The organism is Citrobacter sp. wls711 (assembly GCF_005281055.1).
GTDB classification, from domain to species: domain Bacteria; phylum Pseudomonadota; class Gammaproteobacteria; order Enterobacterales; family Enterobacteriaceae; genus Citrobacter; species Citrobacter gillenii.
Window position 1 is genome coordinate 1 of sequence record NZ_SZXC01000059.1, and the last position, 15,712, is coordinate 15,712.

At 50.3% G+C, this 15,712-nt stretch carries 24 protein-coding genes; 6 read left to right on the plus strand and 18 right to left on the minus strand.

Annotated features, from left to right (window positions below):
* The first annotated feature begins 200 nt into the window (after nucleotides 1–200).
* The gene (locus tag FDW98_RS17755) at nucleotides 201–755 is read left to right on the plus strand and encodes a gamma carbonic anhydrase family protein (RefSeq protein WP_096755447.1); all 555 of its coding nucleotides are present in this window, start codon (nucleotides 201–203) and stop codon (nucleotides 753–755) included.
* On the opposite strand, the gene FDW98_RS17760 is transcribed toward FDW98_RS17755, so the two are convergent.
* The 6 genes from FDW98_RS17760 to dprA are packed head-to-tail and all read right to left on the minus strand — an operon-like array spanning nucleotide 731 to nucleotide 4,523.
* Complete coding sequence (locus tag FDW98_RS17760; RefSeq protein WP_096755446.1) at nucleotides 731–988, minus strand: DUF1488 domain-containing protein; 258 nt, start codon at nucleotides 986–988, stop codon at nucleotides 731–733. The genes FDW98_RS17755 and FDW98_RS17760 overlap by 25 nt on opposite strands.
* Nucleotides 985–1,806 carry a shikimate dehydrogenase gene (aroE, locus tag FDW98_RS17765; protein ID WP_096755445.1) on the minus strand — a complete coding sequence of 274 codons (822 nt, stop codon included), beginning with the start codon at nucleotides 1,804–1,806 and terminating at the stop codon, nucleotides 985–987. Before aroE ends, FDW98_RS17760 begins: the two co-directional genes overlap by 4 nt.
* Before the next feature lies 1 nt (nucleotide 1,807).
* Nucleotides 1,808–2,380, minus strand: coding sequence for an L-threonylcarbamoyladenylate synthase type 1 TsaC (gene tsaC / locus FDW98_RS17770; protein ID WP_096755444.1), 573 nt, complete (start codon nucleotides 2,378–2,380; stop codon nucleotides 1,808–1,810).
* Nucleotides 2,381–2,384: 4 nt separating this feature from the next.
* A complete protein-coding gene (locus FDW98_RS17775; protein ID WP_096755443.1) occupies nucleotides 2,385–2,927 on the minus strand; it encodes a type I DNA topoisomerase in 543 nt (180 codons plus the stop codon).
* A gap of 26 nt (nucleotides 2,928–2,953) precedes the next feature.
* Entirely contained in the window at nucleotides 2,954–3,427 is a 474-nt protein-coding gene (smg, locus tag FDW98_RS17780) for a DUF494 family protein Smg (RefSeq protein WP_003031162.1), read from the minus strand.
* Nucleotides 3,399–4,523, minus strand: coding sequence for a DNA-protecting protein DprA (gene dprA / locus FDW98_RS17785; protein WP_096755442.1), 1,125 nt, complete (start codon nucleotides 4,521–4,523; stop codon nucleotides 3,399–3,401). Before dprA ends, smg begins: the two co-directional genes overlap by 29 nt.
* Before the next feature lie 129 nt (nucleotides 4,524–4,652).
* Between dprA and def the strand changes: the two genes are divergently transcribed.
* The 5 genes from def to mscL all read left to right on the plus strand — a co-directional run bounded on the left by def (nucleotide 4,653) and on the right by mscL (nucleotide 9,418).
* Complete coding sequence (gene def / locus FDW98_RS17790) at nucleotides 4,653–5,162, plus strand: peptide deformylase (protein WP_096755441.1); 510 nt, start codon at nucleotides 4,653–4,655, stop codon at nucleotides 5,160–5,162.
* A gap of 14 nt (nucleotides 5,163–5,176) precedes the next feature.
* Nucleotides 5,177–6,124 (plus strand): methionyl-tRNA formyltransferase, encoded by a 948-nt coding sequence (gene fmt, locus FDW98_RS17795; protein WP_096755440.1) that lies wholly within the window; start codon nucleotides 5,177–5,179, stop codon nucleotides 6,122–6,124.
* A 51-nt stretch (nucleotides 6,125–6,175) separates the two neighbouring features.
* Nucleotides 6,176–7,465: a 16S rRNA (cytosine(967)-C(5))-methyltransferase RsmB gene (gene rsmB / locus FDW98_RS17800; protein ID WP_096755439.1), complete on the plus strand. Its 1,290-nt coding sequence runs from the start codon at nucleotides 6,176–6,178 to the stop codon at nucleotides 7,463–7,465.
* A 21-nt stretch (nucleotides 7,466–7,486) separates the two neighbouring features.
* Nucleotides 7,487–8,863: a Trk system potassium transporter TrkA gene (trkA, locus tag FDW98_RS17805; RefSeq protein WP_096755438.1), complete on the plus strand. Its 1,377-nt coding sequence runs from the start codon at nucleotides 7,487–7,489 to the stop codon at nucleotides 8,861–8,863.
* Between the two features lie 141 nt (nucleotides 8,864–9,004).
* Nucleotides 9,005–9,418: a large-conductance mechanosensitive channel protein MscL gene (gene mscL / locus FDW98_RS17810; protein ID WP_096755437.1), complete on the plus strand. Its 414-nt coding sequence runs from the start codon at nucleotides 9,005–9,007 to the stop codon at nucleotides 9,416–9,418.
* On the opposite strand, the gene arfA is transcribed toward mscL, so the two are convergent.
* The 12 genes from arfA to rpmD all read right to left on the minus strand — a co-directional run bounded on the left by arfA (nucleotide 9,415) and on the right by rpmD (nucleotide 15,709).
* Nucleotides 9,415–9,633, minus strand: a complete 219-nt coding sequence (gene arfA / locus FDW98_RS17815) for an alternative ribosome-rescue factor ArfA (protein ID WP_096755436.1) — start codon at nucleotides 9,631–9,633, stop codon at nucleotides 9,415–9,417. The genes mscL and arfA overlap by 4 nt on opposite strands.
* A gap of 57 nt (nucleotides 9,634–9,690) precedes the next feature.
* Nucleotides 9,691–10,116 carry a Zn(2+)-responsive transcriptional regulator gene (gene zntR, locus FDW98_RS17820; protein WP_096759321.1) on the minus strand — a complete coding sequence of 142 codons (426 nt, stop codon included), beginning with the start codon at nucleotides 10,114–10,116 and terminating at the stop codon, nucleotides 9,691–9,693.
* Between the two features lie 10 nt (nucleotides 10,117–10,126).
* A complete protein-coding gene (locus FDW98_RS17825; RefSeq protein ID WP_096755435.1) occupies nucleotides 10,127–10,495 on the minus strand; it encodes a DUF1992 domain-containing protein in 369 nt (122 codons plus the stop codon).
* A 106-nt stretch (nucleotides 10,496–10,601) separates the two neighbouring features.
* Nucleotides 10,602–10,988 carry a 50S ribosomal protein L17 gene (rplQ, locus tag FDW98_RS17830; protein ID WP_042395993.1) on the minus strand — a complete coding sequence of 129 codons (387 nt, stop codon included), beginning with the start codon at nucleotides 10,986–10,988 and terminating at the stop codon, nucleotides 10,602–10,604.
* 40 nt (nucleotides 10,989–11,028) lie between these two features.
* Nucleotides 11,029–12,018, minus strand: coding sequence for a DNA-directed RNA polymerase subunit alpha (gene rpoA, locus FDW98_RS17835; protein WP_137398897.1), 990 nt, complete (start codon nucleotides 12,016–12,018; stop codon nucleotides 11,029–11,031).
* 25 nt (nucleotides 12,019–12,043) lie between these two features.
* A complete protein-coding gene (gene rpsD, locus FDW98_RS17840) occupies nucleotides 12,044–12,664 on the minus strand; it encodes a 30S ribosomal protein S4 (RefSeq protein WP_003031138.1) in 621 nt (206 codons plus the stop codon).
* Between the two features lie 32 nt (nucleotides 12,665–12,696).
* Nucleotides 12,697–13,086 (minus strand): 30S ribosomal protein S11, encoded by a 390-nt coding sequence (rpsK, locus tag FDW98_RS17845; RefSeq protein WP_003031137.1) that lies wholly within the window; start codon nucleotides 13,084–13,086, stop codon nucleotides 12,697–12,699.
* Nucleotides 13,087–13,102: 16 nt separating this feature from the next.
* A complete protein-coding gene (gene rpsM / locus FDW98_RS17850) occupies nucleotides 13,103–13,459 on the minus strand; it encodes a 30S ribosomal protein S13 (protein WP_003031135.1) in 357 nt (118 codons plus the stop codon).
* Nucleotides 13,460–13,605: 146 nt separating this feature from the next.
* The gene (rpmJ, locus tag FDW98_RS17855) at nucleotides 13,606–13,722 is read right to left on the minus strand and encodes a 50S ribosomal protein L36 (RefSeq protein WP_000868187.1); all 117 of its coding nucleotides are present in this window, start codon (nucleotides 13,720–13,722) and stop codon (nucleotides 13,606–13,608) included.
* 30 nt (nucleotides 13,723–13,752) lie between these two features.
* A complete protein-coding gene (secY, locus tag FDW98_RS17860) occupies nucleotides 13,753–15,084 on the minus strand; it encodes a preprotein translocase subunit SecY (protein ID WP_001118864.1) in 1,332 nt (443 codons plus the stop codon).
* A gap of 7 nt (nucleotides 15,085–15,091) precedes the next feature.
* Entirely contained in the window at nucleotides 15,092–15,526 is a 435-nt protein-coding gene (rplO, locus tag FDW98_RS17865; protein ID WP_096759320.1) for a 50S ribosomal protein L15, read from the minus strand.
* Nucleotides 15,527–15,529: 3 nt separating this feature from the next.
* Nucleotides 15,530–15,709 (minus strand): 50S ribosomal protein L30, encoded by a 180-nt coding sequence (rpmD, locus tag FDW98_RS17870; RefSeq protein WP_001140434.1) that lies wholly within the window; start codon nucleotides 15,707–15,709, stop codon nucleotides 15,530–15,532.
* Nucleotides 15,710–15,712: the final 3 nt, after the last annotated feature.

A 15,712-nucleotide genomic window follows, 5' to 3' on the forward strand; every position in this document is an offset into this window, starting at 1 on the left:
GCCGTGTCGATGGAGGCGCATTATAGGGATCCCATTTTTTAGCACAAGTGTTTTTTAGATCTTTTTTGCTGAGTGGCTGTTTTTTACCCCTTTCGCTACATTCCTGCACAATATGGCTGATTTTTGATAACTAAATCGCTTGCACAGTCTCGATAATCAAACCAAAGTCTTCATTACTGCTCTATTCTATTGAGGTAAACATGTCTGATGTACTGCGTCCTTATAAGGATCTTTTCCCGCAGATCGGGAAACGCGTGATGATCGACACCAGCAGCGTCATCATTGGTGATGTTCGTCTGGCTGATAATGTTGGGATCTGGCCTCTGGTCGCGATCCGTGGTGACGTGAACTACGTACAAATCGGCGCCCGCACAAACATTCAGGACGGTAGCGTGTTACATGTCACGCATAAATCAGCATCTAACCCGCAAGGCAATCCACTGATCGTGGGCGAGGATGTCACCGTGGGCCATAAAGTCATGCTGCACGGCTGCGTCATTGGCAACCGCGTTTTGGTCGGTATGGGATCGATCCTGCTGGACGGTGTCGTAGTAGAAGATGACGTAATGATTGGCGCGGGAAGTTTGGTTACGCAAAACAAACGCCTGGAGAGCGGGTATCTGTACCTGGGCAGCCCGGTTAAACAGATCCGCCCACTCAGCGATGAAGAAAAAGCGGGCCTGCAGTATTCAGCTAACAACTATGTGAAATGGAAAGACGAGTATTTGAGTCAGGATAACCAAACCCAACCGTGAGCATCTTCTTGCTGAGCCTGGATCAATGCTTCGGCTTCATCTTCCAGATCCCAGCGATGCTCCCGAAAAATTTCCATCCACTGTTCAGGCGTGTTGCCGCCAAAGCGACGCGCCAACACCTCTCTGTTGATGGCGCATGTTAGCTGCATACCCTGAACCATCGCCGGGAAAACGACAGCATCTATATCTGACTTCCATTCTTCTCTATCGGGAAACTGGATAGCCTGGTTCACACGGACAGTTCCTGTTGCAGCTGTTTAATGACGGGTTCCGTCTTCGGCAATACGCCATGCCAGAGTAAAACGGCATGCGCCGCCTGCCCTACCAACATTCCCAACCCATCAGCACAATGTTTTGCTCCCTGTAATGCGCACCAGGACAAGAACGGCGTATTCCCTTTCTGATAAAACATGTCGTAGCAATAAACAGAAGCGTTGATCAGTGATGCAGGGATAGCCGGAATATCCCCGCTAATCCCACTGGAGGTCGCATTAATAATGAGATCGAAGGTGTTATTCTCAAGCTCATCAAATCCCACGGCCTGAACGCTACCGGTATGGGAAAAGATCTGAGCCAGTTCTTCTGCACGCGAAGCGGTACGGTTTACGATGGCCACCGCACAATCCATAGAAAGAAGAGGGAGTAATACCCCGCGGGATGCCCCACCAGCCCCAATAAGTAAAATACGCGATCCGGGACGAATAAAAGCTAAACGTTCAAGATCGCTTAATAAACCAATACCATCGGTGTTATCCCCAAGTAAGCGTCCATCTTCCAAACGCTTAAGCGTGTTAACCGCCCCGGCAAGCGATGCCCGTTCTGTTAATTCATCAGCCCGCGCAAATGCCTCTTCTTTAAAAGGAACCGTAATATTCGCCCCTTTACCGCCCTCTGCAAAGAAGGTGTTCAGCGTATTCACAAAATTATTGATTGGCGCCAGCACCCGTCCATAGGTGTGATCGATATTCAGCTGCTCTGCAAATTGCTGATGAATAAAAGGCGATTTGCTGTGCGCGATTGGATTGCCAAAAACAGCATAAGCTTCTTTCATATTACCCCTGTCGAAATTGTTCACCCGTCAAGGCATCACGGATTTCCGAAGGATTTAAACGCCCCCCGGTATCACCTTCGACAACGGGGAAATCTATACCAAACTGCACGCGTACTTCCTCTACCGTCCTGCAAGGGGGTAGACCACTCAAATTAGCACTGGTAGAAACTAACGGTTTGCCATAAGCCTGGCACAACGCAACCACCAGCGGATGATCCGTGACGCGCACGGCCAGCGAATCAAAACGGCCGGTTAACCAACGTGGTGTCGTTATCGCTGCCGGAAACACAAAGGTAACGGGACCGGGCCAGCACGCGAAAATAGCATCACGTTGGGCATCAGTGAGCATGCTGTCATCAATATACGGCTTGAGTTGGTCAAAATTTGCCGCAATTAAAATCAAGCCTTTATCAATTGGTCGTTGTTTTAGTTCCAACAAACGAGTAACAGCCGTTTCGCTATCTGGGTCACAGCCGACGCCGAAAACAGCTTCTGTTGGATAAGCGATGACTTTATCTTGTTTCAGAACCGCTATCGCAGCAGCGATGGGATCTGTGGGCAGGTTATTATTCACTTTTTTATTCCGCCGAGACCGGCTTTCCACATTGTTTACTGGCACAAAAGTGTTTCACACCCTGTGCGGTTTTCTTTTCGATGAGAAGCGGATAGTGACACTCAGGACACTCTCCAGCCAGAGGTTTGAAGTTGATGACAAACTGACACTCAGGATAGCGATCGCAGGAGTAAAAAGTTTTGCCATAACGGGAACGCCGCTGGACCAACTGGCCTGTCCGGCATTGGGGGCAAACAATCGCCGTTTCATCTGGTTTGTCGATAAGTTCAGTATGGTCACATGCCGGGTAATCGCTACACCCAATAAACATACCGAATCGTCCCTGCCTCAGCACCAGCTCAGCACCGCACTCAGGACAAAACTTACCCTCCAGAACTTTGACAATATGTCCGTCCGCAGAGGATTTTAGCGGACGGACATAGTCGCATTCCGGATACTGTGAACAACCGAGAAACGGGCCATGTTTCCCAGAGCGAATAACCAGTTCAGCCCCGCATTGTGGGCAGGGCTCGTTTTTACGCACCGCAAACAGTGCTGATTTAGCCATAACAACTCATACTGAATGAAGATTGATTAATGCAGCATACCTTCATTCACTTCAAAGAGTAATTCTTCCATTTGCTGATACGCATTTTCACAACCGGGAATGTTGAATAAAACCATCAGGATCACCCACTTCAGGTCTTCCAGATCGAATTCTGCTGTATCCAGCGCGAGTACACGCTCAATCACCATTTCTCGCGTTTCGAGGTTTAGCACCTGGATCTGCTCCAGGAATAATAAGAACCCCCGACAACTCGCATCCAGGCGATCGCACTCTTCCGCCGTATAAATACGAATAGACAGAGGGTCAGATGCAAGCTGCATAGGTTCGGCAAGGCCATCCTGATAATCAGCCAGTTTTTCCAGCCACAGTAACGCGTTGTAGATGTCTTCACGATCAAAACCAGCGTCGGTAAGATCCCGTTCCAGTTTGTCCTGATCCACACGCAGCTCCGCTTCGTTATGGATATATGTCTCAAACAAATACATTAGTACGTCGAACATGGCATGCCCTCCTCAATCGGACATAGCCGCCGGGTACAGCTGCGATCCATCCTGCTAACTCCAGTTCGAGTAGCTGAGCCACTACCTCTGGCACAGGTTGGCCGGCACGTTCAGCGACGACGTCAACAGGTGTTACCTCATCTCCTACGTTAGCCAGGAGCTCAGGAAATGGCAATGCCACCTCTTCGTGATCTGGTGAATAAATTGAATTTTCAGGTTCATCTGGCACCCAATGTAAACCGTATTGCAAATTCTCCAGAATATCTTCTGGAGCCGTAACCAACGTCGCTCCTTGCTTAATGAGCCAATGTGGCCCCTCACAGCCAGGGTTCCCTATTGGCCCTGGTAACGCAAAAACGTCCCGTCCTTGCTCCAGGGCACAACGCGCAGTCACCAGCGAACCGCTACGCTGAGCGGCCTCAATCACCAGTACGCCTTTGCTTAAGCCACTGATAATACGATTTCGTCGCGGAAAATTGCGCGGTAGAGGAAGCATATCCAAAGGGAACTCAGACACCAGCGCGCCTCCGGCTTCAATCAGACGTTCGGCAAGATGCGCGTGCCGCCGTGGATGAATGGTTTCCAGGCCGTTCCCCAGCACGGCGATACTGGTTCTATTCATATTTACCGCCGCGTTGTGCGCGACGCCATCGATCCCCCGTGCCAGCCCGCTGGTGATTGTCACACCACAAGCGGCAAGCTTCTCACAGAATAATCGCCCCCAGCGTTCTCCATACCAGGAATGTTGCCGGCTCCCCACAACAGCGACCTGAAAAGAGTGTAAACAATCGGGATCGCCAACAATAAAGAGGAGTCCCGGGTAATCTTCAGTGGCGCGAAGCTGCGGCGGATAACGTTCGCTATCGGCAAAAACGACATGGTGATGCGGTAACTCCAGCCAGCGCAGCGTTTTTTCCAATTCAACGTCGGAAAAGCTTAAAAAACGTGCGGCCTGCCGGGGAGAGAATCCTGCATACTGGAGTATCGTATTGTTAATACACGGTTGAGCAATAAGCCAGTGAGCAATGCGCACCATCTCATCACCATAAAGTTCACTTACCCGTGCTAAACGTAACCAAATCTCGGTATGGGTCATCCCTTTTCCCCTGCCACAAGCAGTCATAGCAATCTTTGCGATTGGTCACTGATGCTGTCAATCAGAAGGTGTTTTGTCTAGAATAGAGGTAATAATCTTTCCAACTCCTGAACACAACTCTGGATAACTATGTCAGTTTTGCAAGTGTTACATATCCCGGACGAGCGTCTTCGCAAAATCGCAAAACCGGTTGAAGAAGTGAATGCAGAAATTCAGCGTATCGTCGATGATATGTTCGAGACGATGTACGCCGAAGAAGGTATTGGCCTGGCGGCAACGCAGGTTGATATTCATCAGCGCATCATTGTTATTGATATCTCTGAAAATCGCGATGAGCGCCTGGTGTTGATCAACCCTGAGCTACTGGAAAAAGACGGTGAAACCGGCATTGAAGAAGGTTGCCTGTCTATTCCCGAACAGCGAGCATTAGTACCGCGCGCTGAGAAAGTAAAAATTCGCGCACTCGATCGTGAGGGTAACCCCTTTGAACTGGAAGCCGATGGCCTGTTAGCGATCTGCATTCAACACGAAATGGATCACCTGGTCGGTAAATTGTTTATTGATTATCTGTCGCCGTTGAAACAACAACGCATTCGTCAGAAAGTTGAAAAACTCGACCGCCTGAACGCCCGACCTTAAGGACAAGAATCAACGTGTCAGACTCACTACGTATTATTTTTGCGGGTACACCTGACTTTGCAGCGCGTCATCTCGACGCGCTGCTGTCTTCTGGACATAACGTCGTCGGCGTATTTACCCAACCGGATCGCCCAGCAGGACGTGGTAAAAAGCTGATGCCCAGCCCGGTAAAAGTGCTGGCCGAAGAAAAAGGGTTACCGGTTTTTCAGCCCGTCTCTCTTCGTCCTCAGGAAAACCAGCAGTTAGTTGCTGACCTGCACGCAGATGTAATGGTGGTAGTGGCATATGGCCTTATTCTGCCAAAAGCCGTGCTGGGCATGCCGCGCTTGGGATGCATCAACGTCCATGGTTCCCTGCTTCCCCGCTGGCGCGGCGCGGCACCCATCCAACGTTCACTGTGGGCTGGCGATACCGAAACCGGCGTCACCATCATGCAGATGGATGTCGGTCTGGATACCGGCGATATGCTACACAAACTCTCTTGCCCAATCACCACTGAAGACACCAGCGCCAGCCTCTACAATAAGTTAGCCGAACTCGGCCCACAGGGACTGCTGCACACACTGCACCTGTTGGCAACGGGCACCGCGAAACCTGAAGTCCAGGATGAATCGCTGGTGAGCTATGCCGAGAAGCTGAGTAAAGAAGAAGCCCGCATGGACTGGACGCTTAGTGCCGTTCAGCTGGAGCGCTGCATTCGCGCCTTTAATCCATGGCCGATGAGTTACATCGTCATTGATGAGCAGCCGGTCAAAATCTGGCAGGCCACGGTGATTGATAAACCTGCAGGTGCCGAACCAGGAACGATTCTGGAAGCAACCCGCCAGGGTATTCAGATTGCGACAGGCGATGGCATCCTGAATCTCATCTCTTTGCAGCCAGCCGGTAAAAAAGCCATGAGCGCGCAGGACCTGTTGAATTCACGCCGGGAATGGTTCGTTCCTGGAAACCGTCTGCTCTGACGGTTCATCTCTTAAAGCCCGGCATCTCCGGGCATTTTTATTTTTGCGGTTATGAAAAAAAATCTAAATTTACGCAGTATGGCGGCGCAGGCCGTCGAACAGGTTGTCGAAAAGGGGCAGTCGCTAAGCAATGTGCTACCTGCCATGCAGCAGAAAGTTGCCGATAAAGATAAGGCGCTGTTACAGGAACTTTGCTTCGGCGTATTGCGCACCCTCTCCCAACTTGAGTGGATGATCAAACAGTTGATGGAACGCCCGATGACGGGCAAACAGCGCACGGTCCACTACCTGATCATGGTCGGTTTCTACCAACTACTGCATACCCGTATCCCTCCTCATGCTGCATTAGCTGAAACAGTGGAAGGCGCGGTCGTGATCAAACGCCAGCAGTTGAAAGGTCTGATTAACGGCGTACTACGCCAGTTTCAGCGCCGCCAGGACGAACTGTTAACCGAGTTTGCACAAAGTGAACTGCGCTTCTTACACCCATCCTGGTTAGTAAAACGCATTAAGAATGCTTATCCACAGCAGTGGGAAACCATTCTTGCGGCTAATAACCAGCGTCCGCCAATGTGGCTACGCGTTAACCGTAACCACCACTCGCGCGACGCGTGGCTAGCATTGCTGGCGGAAAGTGGTCTTACCGGCTTCCCACACCCGGATTACCCGGATGCTGTGCGTCTGGAAACCCCAGTGTCAGTTCTGGCATTGCCCGGCTTCGAGCAAGGGTGGGTAACCGTCCAGGACGCTTCCGCTCAGGGATGCGTGAGCTATCTGCAGCCGAAGAACGGTGAACAGATCCTCGATTTATGTGCAGCGCCAGGTGGAAAGACGACACATATTCTGGAGGTTGCTCCGAATGCAAATGTAATGGCGGTCGACGTAGACGAAAAACGTCTGTCTCGCGTCTACGACAACCTGAAGCGTTTGGGCATGAAGGCTACCGTCAAGCAGGGCGATGGTCGTTTTCCACAACAATGGTGTGGCGAACAGCAGTTCGATCGTATTCTGCTGGATGCTCCATGCTCAGCCACTGGGGTCATTCGTCGCCATCCGGATATTAAATGGCTGCGCCGTGACCGGGATATCACCGAGCTTGCCCAACTACAGGCAGAGATCCTGAATGCGACTTGGGCGCATCTGAAGCCGGGCGGCACGCTGGTTTATGCAACCTGTTCTATTCTGCCTGAAGAGAACCAGCAGCAGATTGCGGCCTTCCTGACGCGTACACCAAACGCGGTATTAAGCGAAACCGGCACACCTGAGCAACCAGGCCGCCAGAATTTACCGAGTGCAGAAGAAGGTGATGGCTTCTTTTACGCTAAGCTAATCAAAAAGTGATGAGATAACGGGTCGCGACTGATGAAAATTATCATTCTGGGCGCAGGGCAAGTTGGTGGTACGTTGGCTGAAAACCTGGTCGGCGAGAACAACGATATCACGGTAGTCGATACCAACGGTGAACGCTTGCGCAGCCTGCAGGACAAGTTCGACCTCCGCGTTGTGCAGGGGCATGGCTCTCATCCCCGCGTACTGCGCGAAGCTGGCGCCGACGACGCTGATATGCTGGTCGCCGTGACCAGCTCTGATGAGACCAATATGGTCGCCTGTCAGGTCGCTTATTCGCTCTTCAATACGCCTAATCGTATCGCACGTATTCGATCACCGGATTATGTGCGCGATGCCGATAAACTCTTCCACTCTGAAGCGGTACCTATCGATCACCTCATTGCCCCAGAGCAACTGGTTATCGACAGCATCTACCGGCTGATTGAATATCCTGGTGCCCTGCAGGTGGTGAATTTTGCCGAAGGTAAAGTCAGTCTCGCAGTGGTTAAAGCCTATTATGGCGGTCCACTGATCGGTAACGCACTGTCGACTATGCGCGAGCATATGCCGCATATCGATACCCGCGTTGCGGCAATTTTCCGCCATGACAGACCTATTCGCCCGCAGGGTTCTACCATTGTGGAAGCGGGTGACGAAGTATTCTTTATTGCAGCGTCACAACATATTCGCGCAGTGATGAGCGAACTGCAGCGTCTGGAAAAACCCTACAAGCGCATCATGCTTGTGGGCGGCGGTAATATCGGTGCCGGACTCGCTCGGCGGCTGGAAAAGGATTACAGCGTTAAGTTGATCGAGCGCGATCAGCAACGAGCTTCAGAGCTTGCTGAAAAGTTACAAAATACGATCGTCTTTTTTGGCGATGCTTCGGATCAAGAACTGCTCGCCGAAGAGCATATCGATCAGGTCGATCTGTTTATTGCCGTCACTAACGATGACGAAGCTAACATCATGTCGGCAATGCTGGCTAAACGTATGGGCGCCAAGAAAGTAATGGTGCTGATTCAACGTAAAGCGTACGTTGATCTGGTGCAGGGCAGCGTGATTGATATTGCCATTTCACCACAGCAAGCAACGATCTCTGCATTGCTCAGCCACGTCCGTAAAGCAGATATCGTCGGCGTTTCTTCGTTGCGCCGTGGTGTGGCAGAAGCCATCGAAGCTGTCGCGCACGGAGATGAAACAACATCCCGGGTTGTCGGCCGTGCAATTGACGAGATTAAGCTGCCGCCAGGAACAATCATTGGCGCCGTTGTTCGGGGTAATGACGTCATGATCGCTAATGATAACTTGCGGATTGAGCAAGGCGATCACGTCATTATGTTCCTGACTGATAAAAAATTTATTACCGACGTCGAACGATTATTCCAGCCAAGTCCCTTCTTTCTGTAACTATGAGGGTGCTAATACAGCGCCCTTTTTATTTCCTCTTATTTTTCATGGTTTAATAAATCCCCCTGGCAGCAATGCATAAATGGAAATTGTCTTAACATTTGTTAGACTTATAAACGTCAGCTGCATAGGGAGAATAAAATGAGCATTATTAAAGAATTTCGCGAATTCGCGATGCGCGGGAATGTTGTAGATTTAGCAGTGGGTGTCATTATTGGTGCGGCATTCGGTAAGATTGTTTCGTCACTGGTTGCCGACATCATCATGCCACCACTGGGCTTGTTAATTGGTGGGATTGATTTTAAACAGTTTGCCTTAACGTTACGCGACGCACAGGGAGATATCCCGGCGGTCGTGATGCACTACGGTGTGTTTATTCAGAATGTGTTTGATTTCATTATTGTTGCCTTTGCTATCTTTATGGCCATCAAGCTAATCAACAGACTGAATCGCAAAAAGGCTGAAGAGCCAACAGCACCGCCAGCCCCATCAAAAGAAGAGGTGTTGCTGAGTGAAATACGTGACCTGCTGAAAGAACAAAATAACCGTTCTTAAGCACTCACTGAAACAAGAAGGCCAGTGGTAAAAAAGTGATTCACTTTCTTGCCACTGGCCTCCCAGTTACCCCGATTTCCTTGTTTACCTTTACGCTGATAACTTCCTTTTCCTTTCTTATTTTTCTCAACCCGCTGTCTGAATAGCGGATCATGCAATAGTGCTTCAATGGCGTTGTCCTTTATCTGCCCTTTGGTGTGCTGATAACGACTCATAATCTCTCCAGTGTGTAATAATTTACGCCGCGAGTGTAGACCTGACCGTTCAATAAATCAACGGCCTGATTTTGTTCCGCTAGCGCCTTGCTCAAGTGCCTCGAGAATAGAGCAGTAAACGCTGCTATGCGCCATGCCGCAGCATGCATCGTTCAATCGCTGTAGCGAGCGCTGCATTGTCTGAAGCTCAGCAATTCGGGCTTCAACCTCTTTTAATCTTTCCTGAACAATTCCCTTAGACTCCTGACAGGTATGGTGCTCAGGATCGATACGGATCGAGAGTAACTCGCGGATCGACTCCAGAGTAAAACCAAGCTGTCGGGCATAACGAATAAATTTAAGACGTTGAAGATCGCTTTCGGTATAGAGTCGAAATCCACCTTCAGTGCGTACTTCATGCTCCATCATTTGCTGCTTTTCATAGTAGCGGATGGTATCTGGCGTGACTTCAGCCAGTTTAGCTAATTCGCCAATACGATACATGGTACCTCCGCTAATCATCACTAATCCGATGCAGAAGTTTTTCTGCATATTCCCCACGCAAAAACTCGGTGCTGAGTCCAGCCTGTCGAAGTTTAAGTTCAAGGAGCGAAAGACGTCGACTTACCTCCTCATACTGAACCTCATCTTTACGAATTCCTGCAAGGATATCAAGCAGACGAATTGCTTCTCTGCGCAGCTCAAGCTCGGGAGGAAGGCAACCCGAATTTTTTAATAGCCTGTAGCCGGCTCGTAGTTCCGGTGGAATATGAGAATCATCATCCAGAGCAAGCGGCTCACCGGAACCCGGTAAATCATCAAACTCGCCTTTGGCCTGCGCGTCATTAATATGGCGCTCTGCCCACTGGTCCAGTAACCACATACAGTGCTCCAGGGGATGAACAAAAAAGTACAGCTCGTATAGATAGGTTGGGATGCTGCGGATATAAAAAAACCCGCCGAGGCGGGTTTTTTTACGTTACTACAGATTACTCTGCAGCAGCTTCTGCTTGCGATTCAGAGCGATCAACCAGCTCGATGTATGCCATCGGCGCATTGTCGCCTGCACGGAAGCCACACTTCAGAATGCGAGTGTAACCACCGGCGCGGCTCGCGAAACGCGGGCCCAGCTCGTTAAACAGTTTTGCCACGATCTCGTTATCACGAGTACGGGCGAATGCCAGACGACGATTAGCTACGCTATCAGTCTTGGCAAGAGTAATCAGCGGCTCAACTACGCGGCGCAGCTCTTTCGCTTTAGGCAGGGTCGTCTTGATGATCTCATGACGAACCAGTGAACCTGCCATATTGCGGAACATAGCCTGGCGATGGCTGCTGTTGCGGTTCAGTTGACGACCACTCTTACGATGGCGCATGACCTTATCCTTCTCAGTAAAACCTTAACCTGTGATCCGGTTACTCGTCAGCGATGCTTGCCGGTGGCCAGTTTTCCAGGCGCATGCCCAGAGACAGTCCACGGGAAGCCAGCACGTCTTTAATCTCAGTAAGAGATTTTTTACCAAGGTTAGGCGTCTTAAGAAGCTCAACCTCAGTACGCTGTACCAGATCACCGATATAGTGGATAGCTTCTGCTTTGAGGCAGTTAGCAGAGCGGACAGTCAATTCCAGATCGTCAACAGGGCGCAGCAGGATCGGATCGAACTCTGGTTTCTCTTCTTTAACTTCCGGCTGACGTACATCACGTAAATCAACGAAAGCTTCAAGTTGTTCTGCCAGAATGGTTGCCGCACGACGAATCGCCTCTTCAGGATCGATTGTGCCGTTGGTTTCCATTTCGATGACCAGCTTGTCCAGGTCGGTACGCTGTTCTACACGCGCAGCTTCAACATTGTAGGCAATACGCTCTACAGGGCTGTAGCAGGCGTCGACCAGCAGACGGCCGATTGGGCGCTCATCTTCTTCCGAATGAATTCGGGTAGAAGCCGGCACATAACCACGACCGCGCTGAACTTTGATGCGCATGCTAATAGATGCGTTCTCATCGGTCAGGTGGCAGATCACGTGCTGTGGCTTGACGATTTCGACATCACCATCATGGGTGATATCGGCTGCAGTCACAGGGCCAATGCCAGATTTATTCAAGGTAAGAATAACGTCATCTTTACCCTGAACTCTCACCGCCAGCCCTTTCAGGTTGAGCAGGATTTCCAGGATATCTTCCTGAACGCCTTCTTTGGTGCTGTACTCATGTAGTACACCATCAATCTCAACCTCGGTCACCGCACAAACCGGCATCGATGAGAGCAGAATACGGCGCAGTGCGTTACCCAAAGTATGGCCAAAGCCACGCTCTAAAGGCTCAAGGGTCACCTTGGCGTGCGTCGAACTCAGTTGCTCGATATCTACCAGGCGCGGTTTTAGAAACTCTGTCACAGAACCCTGCATTGTGTCCTCTCTTTGGTACTAAGCTTTACTTGGAGTAAAGCTCGACGATCAGGTGTTCGTTAATGTCCGCAGACAGATCAGAACGCTCCGGCTTACGCTTGAACGTACCTTCCATCTTGCCAGCATCAACTTCCAGCCAGGTTGGCTTTTCACGCTGCTCAGCCAGCTCCAGAGCGGCTTTCACGCGAGACTGCTTCTTCGCTTTCTCACGAATGCTAACAACGTCATTCGGACTAACCTGATAAGAAGCGATGTTAACAACACGACCGTTTACCATAATTGCTTTATGGCTGACCAGCTGACGTGCTTCTGCACGAGTGGCACCGAAGCCCATACGGTATACAACGTTGTCCAGACGACCTTCCAGCAGACCCAACAGGTTTTCACCGGTGTTGCCTTTCAGACGTGCTGCTTCTTTGTAGTAGTTACGGAACTGACGTTCCAGCACACCGTAGATACGGCGAACTTTTTGCTTTTCACGCAACTGCACACCATAGTCAGACAGACGCGGTTTACGCGCACCGTGCTGGCCAGGAGCTTGTTCAATTTTACACTTGGTATCGATCGCGCGAACGCCAGACTTAAGGAATAAGTCAGTGCCCTCACGACGGCTCAGCTTGAGCTTAGGACCCAAATATCTTGCCATTTTCTTTCTCCAACAATCCTAGAAACGAGGCGTTATACGCGACGTTTTTTCGGCGGACGACAACCGTTATGAGGGATCGGAGTCACATCAGTAATATTAGTGATGCGGAAACCAGCGGCGTTCAGAGCACGAACAGTAGATTCGCGACCTGGACCCGGTCCTTTGACCATAACTTCCAGATTCTTGATACCGTATTCTTTTACGGCTTCAGCGCAACGCTCTGCTGCAACCTGAGCTGCAAACGGAGTGGATTTGCGAGAACCACGGAAACCGGAACCACCGGCTGTTGCCCAACCCAGCGCGTTACCCTGACGATCAGTAATGGTAACGATGGTGTTGTTAAAAGAAGCATGGATATGAGCCACGCCGTCAGAGACTTGTTTTCTTACACGTTTACGTGCACGAATTGGTGCCTTTGCCATTATTCAATCACCCCGATTATTTCTTGATCGGTTTGCGCGGACCCTTACGGGTACGTGCGTTGGTCTTGGTACGCTGACCGCGAACCGGGAGACCACGACGATGACGCAAACCGCGATAGCAACCAAGGTCCATAAGGCGCTTGATGCTCATGCTAACTTCACGGCGCAGATCACCTTCAACGACAAATTTGGCAACTTCGTCACGCAGCGTGTCGATTTGTTCTTCAGACAGCTCACTGATCTTAACATCTTCAGCGATACCCGCTGCAGCCAGAATGGCCTTAGAACGGGTCTTGCCGACGCCGTAGATCGAAGTTAATGCGATCACAGCATGTTTCTGATCAGGAATGTTAATGCCTGCTATACGGGCCACTATGCACTCCTACTATTTAATATGTACGCACCATGCTGAAAAGCCCGTTTTCAGGATACTCAAATGGAAACGCACAGACATACAAAAGATTGGCTGGCTAATCTAGCCAGCTCAACCCAACTTTGCAAGAAAAATATGCGAATAAATCAGCCTTGGCGCTGTTTATGCTTTGGCTCGGCACTGCAAATCACACGGATGACACCATCACGCTTAACGATTTTGCAGTTACGGCATAATTTCTTGACGGAAGCACGAACTTTCATTTTTACTCTCCGTAACTTCTCGGGCGACTGTTAACGGCCGTAGCCTTTCAGATTCGCCTTCTTCAATGCAGACTCATACTGACTTGACATCATCAGAGTTTGCACTTGAGCCATAAAGTCCATAATCACGACAACAACGATAAGCAGTGAGGTTCCACCGAAGTAGAACGGTACTTTCATTGCATCACGCATGAACTCCGGGATCAGGCAGATAAAGGTAATGTAAAGCGCACCAACCAAGGTCAGGCGGGTCATTACTTTATCGATATACTTCGCCGTTTGCTCTCCCGGACGAATTCCTGGTACAAATGCACCGGACTTCTTCAGGTTATCTGCTGTTTCACGCGGGTTGAAAACCAACGCCGTGTAAAAGAAACAGAAGAAGATGATTGCAGACGCATAGAGTAACACATAAAGCGGTTGCCCAGGCTGCAAATACAGCGAAATTGTTGTCAGCCAGTTCCAACCAGTACCGCCCCCGAACCATGACGCGATGGTCGCCGGGAACAGAATAATACTGGAAGCGAAGATTGCTGGGATAACCCCGGCCATATTCACTTTCAGCGGTAAATGTGTGCTCTGTGCAGCATAGACACGACGACCTTGCTGACGTTTCGCGTAGTTTACCACAATGCGGCGTTGACCACGTTCAACAAATACAACAAAGAACGTCACTGCAAATACTAATACTGCAACCAACAGCAACACGAGGAAGTGCAGGTCGCCTTGACGCGCTTGCTCGATAGTATGGGCAATGGCTGGCGGGAGTCCCGCGACGATACCGGCGAAGATAATGATTGAGATACCGTTGCCGATACCACGTTCAGTAATCTGTTCACCCAACCACATCAGGAACATTGTCCCTGTAACCAGACTTACAACAGCGGTGAAATAGAATGCAAAACCTGGATTCATCACCAGGCCTTGCATACCAGGCATATTCGGCAGACCGGTAGCAATACCGATCGACTGGAATATCGCCAGCACCAGAGTACCGTAGCGGGTGTACTGGCTGATCTTACGACGACCAGACTCCCCTTCTTTCTTAATTTCCGCCAACGTTGGATGAACCACCGTCAGCAGCTGGATAATGATCGACGCCGAAATATACGGCATGATCCCCAGAGCAAAGATAGAAGCACGGCTGAGAGCACCACCAGAGAACATGTTGAACATTTCAATGATGGTGCCTCGCTGTTGCTCAAGCAGTTTGGCAAGTACAGCGGCATCAATACCAGGGATCGGAATGAAAGAGCCAATACGGAACACAATCAGCGCGCCGATAACAAACAGCAGTCTGCGTTTCAGCTCGCCTAAGCCACCTTTGGCACTTTGAAAATCTAATCCCGGTTGTTTAGCCATCTGCTACTTATTCCTCGATTTTACCGCCAGCAGCTTCGATAGCAGCACGAGCGCCTTTAGTAACACGCAGGCCACGAACAGTTACCGGAGTAGTGACTTCACCAGCCAGGATCACTTTTGCGAACTCGATCTGGATACCGATAATGTTTGCTGCTTTCAGCGTATTCAGGTCTACAACACCGCCTTCAACTTTAGCCAGGTCAGACAGACGAACTTCGGCTGTGATCGCTGATTTACGTGAAGTGAAGCCGAATTTCGGCAGACGACGGTACAGAGGCATCTGACCACCTTCGAACCCGCGACGTACGCCACCGCCAGAACGAGACTTCTGACCTTTGTGACCACGACCACCGGTTTTACCGAGGCCAGAACCGATACCACGACCCAGGCGGCGAGCCGCTTTTTTAGAGCCTTCGGCCGGAGACAGAGTATTTAAACGCATCTCTTACTCCTCAACTTTAACCATGAAGGAAACCGCGTTGACCATACCACGAACAGCAGGAGTATCCTCGCGTTCTACGGTGTGACCAATACGACGCAGACCCAGGCCAAGCAGCGTTGCCTTGTGTTTCGGCAGACGACCGATTGCACTGCGGGTTTGAGTAATTTTAATAGTCTTTGCCATGGT

Coding starts and splice junctions, on each gene's coding strand:
- rpmD (WP_001140434.1), bottom strand. CDS start 15,709: ATGGCAAAGACTATTAAAATTACTCAAACCCGCAGTGCAATCGGTCGT.
- rplQ (WP_042395993.1), bottom strand. CDS start 10,988: ATGCGCCATCGTAAGAGTGGTCGTCAACTGAACCGCAACAGCAGCCAT.
- FDW98_RS17775 (WP_096755443.1), bottom strand. CDS start 2,927: ATGGCTAAATCAGCACTGTTTGCGGTGCGTAAAAACGAGCCCTGCCCA.
- rpsD (WP_003031138.1), bottom strand. CDS start 12,664: ATGGCAAGATATTTGGGTCCTAAGCTCAAGCTGAGCCGTCGTGAGGGC.
- smg (WP_003031162.1), bottom strand. CDS start 3,427: ATGTTCGACGTACTAATGTATTTGTTTGAGACATATATCCATAACGAA.
- rsmB (WP_096755439.1), top strand. CDS start 6,176: ATGAAAAAAAATCTAAATTTACGCAGTATGGCGGCGCAGGCCGTCGAA.
- dprA (WP_096755442.1), bottom strand. CDS start 4,523: ATGACCCATACCGAGATTTGGTTACGTTTAGCACGGGTAAGTGAACTT.
- secY (WP_001118864.1), bottom strand. CDS start 15,084: ATGGCTAAACAACCGGGATTAGATTTTCAAAGTGCCAAAGGTGGCTTA.
- mscL (WP_096755437.1), top strand. CDS start 9,005: ATGAGCATTATTAAAGAATTTCGCGAATTCGCGATGCGCGGGAATGTT.
- FDW98_RS17755 (WP_096755447.1), top strand. CDS start 201: ATGTCTGATGTACTGCGTCCTTATAAGGATCTTTTCCCGCAGATCGGG.
- rplO (WP_096759320.1), bottom strand. CDS start 15,526: ATGCGTTTAAATACTCTGTCTCCGGCCGAAGGCTCTAAAAAAGCGGCT.
- aroE (WP_096755445.1), bottom strand. CDS start 1,806: ATGAAAGAAGCTTATGCTGTTTTTGGCAATCCAATCGCGCACAGCAAA.
- trkA (WP_096755438.1), top strand. CDS start 7,487: ATGAAAATTATCATTCTGGGCGCAGGGCAAGTTGGTGGTACGTTGGCT.
- def (WP_096755441.1), top strand. CDS start 4,653: ATGTCAGTTTTGCAAGTGTTACATATCCCGGACGAGCGTCTTCGCAAA.
- rpoA (WP_137398897.1), bottom strand. CDS start 12,018: ATGCAGGGTTCTGTGACAGAGTTTCTAAAACCGCGCCTGGTAGATATC.
- zntR (WP_096759321.1), bottom strand. CDS start 10,116: ATGTATCGTATTGGCGAATTAGCTAAACTGGCTGAAGTCACGCCAGAT.
- rpsK (WP_003031137.1), bottom strand. CDS start 13,086: ATGGCAAAGGCACCAATTCGTGCACGTAAACGTGTAAGAAAACAAGTC.
- rpmJ (WP_000868187.1), bottom strand. CDS start 13,722: ATGAAAGTTCGTGCTTCCGTCAAGAAATTATGCCGTAACTGCAAAATC.
- FDW98_RS17825 (WP_096755435.1), bottom strand. CDS start 10,495: ATGTGGTTACTGGACCAGTGGGCAGAGCGCCATATTAATGACGCGCAG.
- arfA (WP_096755436.1), bottom strand. CDS start 9,633: ATGAGTCGTTATCAGCACACCAAAGGGCAGATAAAGGACAACGCCATT.